We start from the raw sequence: 6723 nt of genomic DNA on the forward strand, positions 1-6723 counted from the left end.
CCCGCGGCCGGCCGGCCGAAGGCCACCGGGGCGCGCGCGCCACGCCGGCGCTCCAATTCGACTGCCATCGCCGCGGCGAATTCCGACATCTCGTCGCTCATCGCGGCGTCGGTGTCTGCGATCAAGGTCCGGACGACGACGAGCACATCGCCGATCACCGTGACGTAGGCCTCGGTCGACGGATCCGGTGCGACGCCGGCGGCGTACCGGGCCAGCCGAACCAGCGTCGCTCCCGGGTTGTCGACCCGGGACGGCAGCATGCCCGGTGCGACGAAGACCGCGAAGCGCGCGTCCAGGTCGACGTCGTGGTGCTCGGCGCGGGCCCGCATGTCGTGTGCACTGGAGAAGCTGCCGTGCACCAGTGCCTGGACGAAGTCGCCGCGGGCCCGTTCCTCGGCCTCTTCGACGCTGCGCTGACGGAGCATCTCCGAGCCGATGATGGCGCTGGCCTGCTCGGTCAGCACGCGGTGGCGGGCCACGTCATGGTCGCCCGGCGCGGCCCCGGGGACCAGGACGGCCACCCAGCCCTCGAAGGACTTGCCGAGCCGGATGGCGCTGGCCACACAGGTCCAGGTGTCGTGTTCGAGCGCAGCGACCCTGGTGTCGTGTGCGCCGTGGCGGCGGGCGGCGGCGGGCAGATCGGTGGACAGCAGCTCGCCGACCGCGCCGGCGAGCTGACCGAGGCTCTCGGCGGGCAGGCCGTGACATCCGACCACCGCTCCGCGCGCGTCCAGGGCGAGCGAGGGGTTGCCCGCCAGGTTGGCCACTTCGCGCATGAGCGTCTGCAGCCCGGCTCCGCGGTGGAACAACCCGGCCAGCGACCCGTGCACGTGGGTGGAATAGCGCATCACGTGCACTTCCTGGTTCAACGTCCGCTCCGCGAGAAGTCTGTTGAGCGCAGCGAACCCGACCGGCGCGGCCATCTCGATGACCACCAGTCCGGCCGGCGGAGCGTGCTGGGAATCCAGCGGCATGGAGCCGTCGATCACCAGGGCGGTGGCGCCCCGAGCCGCCAGCGCCGACACCGACGTGCCGGCACCCGCCAGCGCGTCGGGGCGGGTGTAGACGGCGACCGCGTCGAGCGGTTGGGGTGCGGACATCACCTCGTCGAGCGGCAACACCCAGGTCAGCGGGCGATCGAGCAACTCGGCTCCGGCCACCACCCGGGCGTCGGTGAGCAGGGCCTCATCGAGCAGACCACGCACGGTCATCCGGGCGGGGTCGGCCATCGAAAACATCATCTGCAGTCCTGAGCATCGGGTGTGTCCTGAACGAATACCCGATCCCATGCACCGATGCCATGTGCACATTGACCGGGTAGTTGTCAATTTACCGGTTGTTTTGACCATGCCGTGAGGTGCGCGCGCTCGGTAGACATGGCCTGTCAGCTCGTGGACTCGTCAGAAAGTTGAGCCTCCCCATGCACCAGATCCACCGGATCACCCTCGACGACGCCCTCCCGTTGTTGGCCGCCGGCCGGGCCAAGGCCGAGGAGATCGGCGTCAAACAGACCCTGTGCATCTGCGATGACGGCGGTAACGTCCTTGCCCTGCACCGGCTTCCGGGCGCGCGCCTGACCGGCGTGGAGATCGCGATGGCCAAGGCGTTCACCGCCGCGGGGCACGAGCGTGCCACCCACCTGTTCAACGAGCCGCCCAACGGTCCGGCGCTGCCCGGGAACGAGGCCTTCGGCATCAGCCACATGCTGCCGGGCAAGTTCGCGATCTTCGTCGGCGGTTTCCCGTTGGTCTTCGACGGTCAGATCGTCGGCGGGGTGGGGATCAGCGGCGGGAACGGGGCGCAGGACAAGGCGGTCGGCGCGGCGGTACTCGCCGAGTTCGAGGCGCTGACCGCCGCGGTCGGCAGCCGCTGACCGGCCCGCACCGTTCCGGTGTGTGCACCCTGACCAGCGCTGGATGCGATCACTGGCGATCCTGCCCATGGTGCCGCAGCCGATACAGCAGTTAACATCAATAACCACAACAGATTTCGCTACAACATCCGCAGTCACGCTGGAAAGGAACAGCACCGATGACCGAACTTCTGGGACGCGCCGAGTTCCGCACGGAACTCGAGAACGCCATCAAGGGACGCGAGGCCAAGAACGCGTCGTTCTCCAAGGCCTGGGCCGAAGGACGGCTCGAGCGGCACCACTTCGCCCGCTGGGCCGAGAACCACTACCACTACGTCGGCCCGTTCGCCGACTACCTGGCCAACATCTATGCCAACACCCCGGACGAGTTCACCGGCGCCAAGGATTTCACGCTGCAGAACATGTACGAGGAGGAACTGGCGGACATCCGCCACACCGACCTGCTGATCAAGTTCGGCGAGGCCTGCGGAACCACCCGGGAACGCATCGAAGACCCGAACAACATGAACGCGATCACCCGTGGCCTGCAGTCCTGGTGCTACGCGGTGTCGCAGCGCGAACACTTCGTGGTGGCCACCGCAGCGCTGGTGGTGGGGCTGGAGTCGCAGGTGCCGAGCATCTACACCAAACAGATCGTGCCGCTGCGCGAGACCTACGGATTCACCGAGGACGAGATCGAGTTCTTCGACCTGCACATCACCTCCGATGTGGTGCACGGGGAGCGCGGCTATCAGATCGTGCTCGACCACGCCGACACCCCGCAGCTGCAGCAGCGCTGCCTGCAGCTGGTGCGCTGGGGCGCCGAAATGCGGTTCTCCTACACCAAGGGCCTGTACGACACCTACGTCGCGGCGGAGCTCGAGCCGGTCGCGGTCTGAGTGATTTCGGCGTGATCGTCTGCGCCAGCCGTTGACGATCACGCCGAAATCGCAACCGGGAGGAGCCATGATGACAGCGGAATGGGTGGCCGTGGCCACTGCCGAGGACATGCGGAGACGTCGCAAGCTGCGTGTCGAGGTCGACGGCGTCGCCATCGCCCTGTTCCAGGCCGGTGGGCGGGTGTACGCATTCGCCGATCTGTGTGTGCACCAAAACCGTTCGCTGTTCAAGGGCACGCTGTTGCACGGCAAGGTGATCTGCCCCGGACACCAGTGGCAGTTCGACCTGGAAACCGGCTACGAGGCCGACCAGGACCGCTGCCAGCCGACCTATCCGGTGCGTGTCGACGACGCCGGCACCGTCTTCGTCCAACCGAGGCCGACGCGGACCGACCCGGCCGCGGAGGCAGAACAGGAGGCCCGGGCATGACCCGCCGCACCTTCGTCACGATCGGGGCCGGGCAGGCGGCCGCGGTCACCGCTCGCAACCTTCGCAGACGCGGCTTCGACGGCCGGATCGTGCTGCTCGGCGCCGAACCGCACGCACCCTATCAGCGGCCCCCGCTGTCCAAGGAGTTCCTCGCCGGCACCGACGACCTCGATTCGCTCTGGCTCCTCCAGCCGAAATGGCTGGCCGACAACGATATCGAGATCATCACCGGCGCCCAGGTGCAGCGGGTCGATACCGCCTCGAAGACGGTGCGGGTCGCCGGCGGGCCCGACGTCGCCGCCGATGCGGTGCTGTTCGCCACCGGGGGAAGTCCGCGCACCCTTCCCGCGACGGGACCGCGGCCCGACCTGATCCACTATCTGCGCACCCTCGACGACGCCACCCGGCTCGCGCCGATGCTCACCCCCGGCCGGCGCCTCGCCATCGTCGGCGCCGGGTTCCTCGGGCTCGAAATCGCCTCCACCGCCGTCGCAGCCGGTGTGAATGTCACGGTCGTCGAGACCGCCGACGTACCGCTGGCCCGCGTCGTCGGGAGCGCGATGGGACAGGCGATGTGCCGGCTGCACCGTGACAACGGAGTCGACCTGCGCACCGGGTCCGCCCTGACCGGGATCCGGACCACCGGGCACGGGGTGGTGATCGAGCTCGCCGACGCCGGCGTGGTGGACGCCGACGTGGCAGTGGTCGGCATCGGGATCACCCCCAACGTCGCCGCGGCGGCGGCCACCGGTCTGCACCTCGACGACGGAATCGTCACCGACGCCGCCGGCCGCACCAGTGTGGACCAGATCTTCGCCGCAGGCGACGTTGCGCGGCGCTACTCGCCGCGGGCGGGAAGGCACGTCCGCCTGGAGCACTTCGACAATGCCAGCCGCCAGGGCGCCGCGGTCGCCAACGCGATGCTCGGCCGCGACGGCGTCGCCGACGACCCGCCCTGGTTCTGGTCCGATCAGTTCGGCCGCAACATCCAGTTCGTCGGTGCCGCGCAGGGTGTCCCGGTGATCAGGGGCGATCTCGACGGTATGGACTTCACCGGGTTCTATCTGCGGGGGGCCACGGTGTGCGGAGCGTTCAGCATCGAGCGGGGTGAGGACATCATGGCGGCCCGGGAACTACTGGGCCACCAGGCCGCCGCCGATGCGCTGTGCGACGAGGGCACCGACCTGTGGGACCTGGTCTACGACGACGAGCAGGTGCACGCGTGATCGACGGACAGAACTTCGTGGCCGGCCGCTGGGTGCCCGCGGCCTCGGGGCGCACCTTCACCCGGTGCAACCCGGCCGACCCGGCCGACGTCATCGGCGTCTTCCCGGCTTCCGGGCCCGAGGATGTCGCCAGCGCCGTCGACCATCTCCACAAGGCCGCGCCGGACTGGGCGTCCACCGCACCGGAACGCCGGGCCGCCATCCTCGAATCTGCTGCCGCGCAATTGGAATCGCGAAGTGATCAACTCGTCGACGAATTGGTCCGCGAGGAGGGTAAGACCGCGGCCGAGGCCAGGATGGAGGTCGGCCGGACACCGGCGAACCTGCGCTACTACGCGGGCGAGGCCACCCGCTGTGCCGGATCGACCCTTCCGGTGGCCGGTGACACCTTGGTGTACACGGTGCGCGAACCGGTCGGGACCGTGGGCGCCGTCACGCCGTGGAACTTCCCGCTGAACATCCCCTCGCGCAAGCTCGGACCCGCGCTGGCCGTGGGCAACCCGGTGCTGTTCAAGCCATCCGAGCTCACCCCGTTGATGGGGCAGCGGCTGGTCGAGGCGCTGCTCGACGGCGGCCTGCCGCCCGACGTCATCGCGCTGGTCCAGGGCGACGGCGCCGCCGGCGCCGCCGTAGCCGCCGAGGAACGGGTCGCCGCGGTCACCTTCACCGGCTCCACCGGGGTCGGCCGCTCGATCCACCGGCAGGTGGGCCCGCACCGGAGGGTGCAGCTGGAGATGGGCGGGAAGAACCCGGTGGTGGTGGCCGACGACGCCGATCCCGATCGGGCCGCGGCGATGATCGTCAAGGGTGCCTTCGGCCTGTCGGGGCAGGCGTGCACCGGCACCAGCAGGGTGATCGCCACCGAGGCCGTCCACGATGAGCTGGCCGAACGGGTCATCGCCCGCGCCGAGGCGCTGCAGGTCGGTCCGGGTGGTCAGGCCGGTGTCGACATGGGTGCGCTGGCCAGTTCCGGTCAGCTCGAGAAGTTCCTGAGTTACGTGCGGATCGGCGTCGACGAGGGCGCCACACTGCGCTGCGGGGGCGACCGGATCGACATCCCCGGATACACCGGTGGATTCTTCGTCAGGCCGGCGGTTTTCACCGGCGTCGAGCCGACGATGCGCATCGTCGCCGAAGAGGTGTTCGGGCCGCTGCTGGCCTTCCAGAAGGCCGGCTCGCTCGACGAGGCGATCGAGCTGGCCAACGCCACCGAGTTCGGACTGTCGGCGTCGATCATCACCGCCGACCTGGCCGCCGCCCAGTCCTTCGTCCGCCGGTCACGCACCGGCCTGGTCAAGGTAAACCAGCCCACCACCGGCATGGCGATGAACGCACCGTTCGGCGGCTACAAGGCGTCCTCGACCGCGACCTTCAAAGAGCAGGCAGGTCCTTCGATGATGGAGTTCTACCTGACCGAGAAGACCGTCTACCTCAACCCGACAAGCTGACCGGATAGCGGAGAAAAAACAATCATGACAATGGAATTCGTTCGTGTCGCCAGATCCGGTCAGGTGCCCGAAGGGATCGTCCGGCGGTTCTATGCCGGTGAGCACGAGTTCGCGGTGGCCCGGTTGAACGGCAGGGCCTACGCCACGTCGAACTACTGCAGCCACCTGGACTGCCTGCTCTCCTCGGGCAAACTGCGCGACGACGGTATCGGATGCTCCTGCCACGGAAGTGCTTTCGACCTCGAGACCGGCGAGCCGATCAGTCCGCCGGCCACCGAACCGATCAGGACGTTCCCGGTGCAGGAACGCGACGGCGAGATCTTCGTCGGTCTGCGGCCGGGGGAGCAGCCGGCCGGCCCGACGCGGCGGGCGCGCCGAGGCGCCTGATGGATGCTGCATCACGGCCCCCGGTGATGTCGGCGGGCGGCATGGTCAGCAGCAGTCACCCCGCTGCCAGCCTGGCCGGCGCGCGGGTGCTGGCCGACGGCGGGAACGCCGTCGACGCCACGCTCGCCATGGCGGCGATGACCTGGCTGGCGCTACCCGGCCAGTGCGGTATCGGCGGTGACGCCTTCGCCGCGGTGCGCGAGCCTGATGGGCGGGTGTGGACGGTCAACGGCTCCGGCTGCGGACCCGACGGCGGCACCGCAGATTTCTACACCGAACGGGGCCTGTCGGCGATCCCGCTGGACGGGGCGCTGGCCGTCGCGGTCCCCGGAGCTCCCGCCGCGCTCGCCGCGCTGCACAGCGGCGGTGCCACCCGGCCGCTGGAGCGCCTGTGGGAACCGGCCGCGCGGGTCGCCGAGAACGGTCTGGTCTGCTCGGCGCACACCGCCGGTGACGTGGCGACGGTGCTCGGCCCCGCGTG

The 6723-nt window shown here is 69.5% G+C and carries 8 protein-coding genes; 7 read left to right on the forward strand and 1 reads right to left on the reverse strand.

Features of this window, described 5'->3' with window-relative positions; translation table 11 throughout:
• Positions 1-1229: PucR family transcriptional regulator (locus tag ACXAID_RS26415; protein WP_475025142.1), on the reverse strand; the 1229-nt coding region annotated here is incomplete at its 3' end.
• A gap of 191 nt (positions 1230-1420) precedes the next feature.
• On the opposite strand from ACXAID_RS26415, the gene ACXAID_RS26420 reads away from it, so the two are divergent.
• From ACXAID_RS26420 to ACXAID_RS26450, 7 genes are all read left to right on the forward strand, one after another.
• The gene (locus ACXAID_RS26420; protein WP_475025143.1) at positions 1421-1873 is read left to right on the forward strand and encodes a GlcG/HbpS family heme-binding protein; all 453 of its coding nucleotides are present in this window, start codon (positions 1421-1423) and stop codon (positions 1871-1873) included.
• Positions 1874-2031: 158 nt separating this feature from the next.
• On the forward strand, positions 2032-2751 hold the full coding sequence (locus ACXAID_RS26425) for a TenA family transcriptional regulator (protein WP_475025144.1): 720 nt from the start codon (positions 2032-2034) through the stop codon (positions 2749-2751).
• Positions 2752-2818: 67 nt separating this feature from the next.
• Positions 2819-3181 (forward strand): Rieske (2Fe-2S) protein, encoded by a 363-nt coding sequence (locus ACXAID_RS26430; protein WP_475025145.1) that lies wholly within the window; start codon positions 2819-2821, stop codon positions 3179-3181.
• Positions 3178-4407 carry an NAD(P)/FAD-dependent oxidoreductase gene (locus ACXAID_RS26435; protein ID WP_475025146.1) on the forward strand — a complete coding sequence of 410 codons (1230 nt, stop codon included), beginning with the start codon at positions 3178-3180 and terminating at the stop codon, positions 4405-4407. The genes ACXAID_RS26430 and ACXAID_RS26435 overlap by 4 nt, the downstream gene beginning before the upstream one ends.
• Positions 4404-5855 (forward strand): aldehyde dehydrogenase family protein, encoded by a 1452-nt coding sequence (locus ACXAID_RS26440; protein WP_475025147.1) that lies wholly within the window; start codon positions 4404-4406, stop codon positions 5853-5855. Before ACXAID_RS26435 ends, ACXAID_RS26440 begins: the two co-directional genes overlap by 4 nt.
• A 30-nt stretch (positions 5856-5885) precedes the next feature.
• Positions 5886-6242 carry a Rieske (2Fe-2S) protein gene (locus ACXAID_RS26445; RefSeq protein WP_475025148.1) on the forward strand — a complete coding sequence of 119 codons (357 nt, stop codon included), beginning with the start codon at positions 5886-5888 and terminating at the stop codon, positions 6240-6242.
• On the forward strand, positions 6242-6723 hold a 482-nt coding region (locus tag ACXAID_RS26450; RefSeq protein WP_475025149.1), incomplete at its 3' end, for a gamma-glutamyltransferase. The genes ACXAID_RS26445 and ACXAID_RS26450, both read left to right, overlap by 1 nt.

This window comes from Mycobacterium sp. ABE4_509, assembly GCF_056160785.1.

Excerpts from the sequence above, each read along its gene's own strand:
- ACXAID_RS26420 (WP_475025143.1), top strand. The coding sequence starts at position 1,421 with ATGCACCAGATCCACCGGATCACCCTCGACGACGCCCTCCCGTTGTTG.
- ACXAID_RS26425 (WP_475025144.1), top strand. The coding sequence starts at position 2,032 with ATGACCGAACTTCTGGGACGCGCCGAGTTCCGCACGGAACTCGAGAAC.
- ACXAID_RS26430 (WP_475025145.1), top strand. The coding sequence starts at position 2,819 with ATGATGACAGCGGAATGGGTGGCCGTGGCCACTGCCGAGGACATGCGG.
- ACXAID_RS26435 (WP_475025146.1), top strand. The coding sequence starts at position 3,178 with ATGACCCGCCGCACCTTCGTCACGATCGGGGCCGGGCAGGCGGCCGCG.
- ACXAID_RS26445 (WP_475025148.1), top strand. The coding sequence starts at position 5,886 with ATGGAATTCGTTCGTGTCGCCAGATCCGGTCAGGTGCCCGAAGGGATC.